General features: G+C 71.1%; 3 protein-coding genes. 1 reads left to right on the forward strand and 2 read right to left on the reverse strand.

The genetic code is table 11. The features are described from left to right. Both AC27IQ_RS22790 and AC27IQ_RS22795 read right to left on the reverse strand, forming a co-directional pair. Positions 1 to 201 (reverse strand): ATP-binding cassette domain-containing protein (locus AC27IQ_RS22790; protein WP_487090900.1); only part of this gene is annotated, 201 nt, incomplete at its 3' end. Beyond that, positions 194 to 1,447, reverse strand: a complete 1,254-nt coding sequence (locus AC27IQ_RS22795; protein ID WP_317356495.1) for a lipoprotein-releasing ABC transporter permease subunit — start codon at positions 1,445 to 1,447, stop codon at positions 194 to 196. The genes AC27IQ_RS22790 and AC27IQ_RS22795, both read right to left, overlap by 8 nt. An 82-nt stretch (positions 1,448 to 1,529) precedes the next feature. Here AC27IQ_RS22795 and AC27IQ_RS22800 point away from each other — a divergent pair. Beyond that, a partial coding sequence (locus AC27IQ_RS22800) for a phosphoglycerate mutase (RefSeq protein WP_487090901.1) occupies positions 1,530 to 2,285 on the forward strand: 756 nt, incomplete at its 3' end.

Consider the following 2,285-nt stretch of genomic DNA (forward strand, 5'->3'; position numbering starts at 1 on the left):
GCTCTTGCCCGAGCCCGAGGCACCGACGATGGCGAGCGTCTCGCCGGCATGCACATCCAGGTCCACCCCTTGCAGCACGGTGACGTCCAGGCGGCCTTCGGTGAAGCGCTTGGTCAGGCCCCGGGCCTGCAGGACCACCGGCCCGCGGGCGGCGGCAGCGGCATGGGGCGCGGCGGCGCCGGGGGTGGACAGGTCATTCATAGCGCAGGGCCTCCGCGGGGTTCACGCGGCTCGCGCGCCAGCTGGGATAGAGCGTGGCCACGAAGGCCAGCACCAAGGAAATGATGCCGATGGGCACGATGTCGCTGCTTTGCGGCTCGCTCGGCATCTTGCTGATGAGGTAGATGTCCTTGGGCAGGAAGCTCGCGTTCAGCGCGTGCTCGATGGCCGGCACGATCACGTCGATGTTCACCGCGATCCCCAGGCCCAGCAGCAGGCCGGCCAGCGTGCCGATGACGCCCACCATCGCGCCCTGCACCACGAAGATGCCCATGATGCTGCCCGGGCTCGCGCCCAGGGTGCGCAGGATGGCGATGTCCGCACGCTTGTCGGTCACGGTCATCACCAGCGTGGACACGAGGTTGAACGCCGCCACCGCCACGATGAGCGTGAGGATGATGAACATCATGCGTTTTTCCAGCTGCACGGCGGCGAACCAGGTGCGGTTCTGCTGCGTCCAGTCGCGGATCAGCAGGTCGCCGGTGAGCGAGTGCGCCAGCTCCTGCGCCACCTGGGGCGCGCGGTGCAGGTCCTTGAGCTTGAGGCGGATGCCGGTCGGGCCCTCCAGGCGGAAGATGCGCTCGGCGTCCTCATGGTGCAGCAGCACCAGCGCCGAGTCGTATTCGTAATGCCCCGAGTTGAACGTGCCCGCCACCGTCATCTGCTTGAGGCGGGGCACCACGCCCGCGGGCGTCACCTGCCCGCCCGGCGCGATCAGCGTGACCGCGTCGCCCAGGCGCACGCCCAGGGCACGGGCCAGTTCGCTGCCCAGCACCACGCGGAACTCGCCCGGCACCAGGGCCTTGAGGGCGTCGACGTTGGCGGCGGCCAGGTCGGTCACCTCGCCTTCGCGCAGCGGGTCGATGCCGCGCACCAGCGTGCCCTTCATGTCCTCGCCGCGCGCCAGCAGCGCCTGCGCAGAGACGAACGGCGCCGCGCCCACGACCTCGGGGTTGGCCCGCGCCTGGGCCAGCGTGCGCGGCATGTCCGGTAGCGCCGCGCCGTGGGGGGCGAAGATCTCGATGTGCGAGACCACGCTCAGCATGCGGTCGCGCACCTCTTTCTGAAAGCCGTTCATCACGCTGAGCACGATGATGAGCGCCGCCACGCCGAGCGCGATGCCCAGCATGGAGACGCCCGAGATGAACGAGATGAAGCCGTTGCGCCGCGTGGCGCGCCCGGCCCGGGTGTAGCGCCAGCCCAGGGCCAGCTCGTAGGGAATTTGCATGGGTGTGATGGAAGGCCCGCCGCCGCTCTGGAAATGTCGGCCACCGGGCGGCGCCGATTGTGGCATCCCGGACAATACGCCCATGTCGGACACCCCCCATTTGCTCATTCCGTTCGCGGCCAGCCCCTCGGACGGATGCCAGCAGGCCTTGCAGGACCTCGCCCTGCCCCACCTCGACCGGCTGCTCGCCCGCCTGCCGGCCCCCGCCACCGACCCCGGAGACGAAACCGATTTCATCCCCCCCCACGAGCGCGCCCTGGCCCGCCACCTGGGTTTGCCGGCCACCAGCCGCCAAGCGCCCTGGGCCGCCTGGCACCAGCGCCAGACCGGCGTCACTGGCGCCGATGGCGATGGCGGCACGGCCTGGGCCTTCGTCACGCCCTGCGAATGGCGCGTGACCACCGAGCACGTCACCGTCGGCGATCCGGCCGCGCTGCGCCTGGACGAGGCCGCATCGCGCGCGCTGCTGGCCATCGTGGCGCCCTGGTTCGCCGAGGACGGCATCGTGCTCGCCTATGAGCAGCCCACGCGCTGGCTGGCGCGCGGCGCCGTGTTCGAAGGGCTCGCCACCGCCTCGCTGGACCGCGTGATCCAGCGCGACGTGCGCGCCTGGATGCCCGATGCGCTAAAGGCCCGCCTGCTGCACCGCCTGCAAAGCGAGATGCAGATGCTGCTCTACACCCATGCCTTCAACGACGCGCGCGCGGCGCAGGGTCTGGGGCCGGTCAACTCCTTCTGGGTGCATGGCACCGGGTCGCTGCCGCCCGCCGCCGCGGGCGTGGCACCGGCGGCCCCGCCGCCCGAAATGCCCATGGCCCTGCGCGATAGCCGCCCTGGC

The sequence above is a fragment of the Acidovorax sp. KPB24-07 genome, from assembly GCF_057543315.1.

Coding starts and splice junctions, on each gene's coding strand:
- AC27IQ_RS22795 (WP_317356495.1), bottom strand. CDS start 1,447: ATGCAAATTCCCTACGAGCTGGCCCTGGGCTGGCGCTACACCCGGGCC.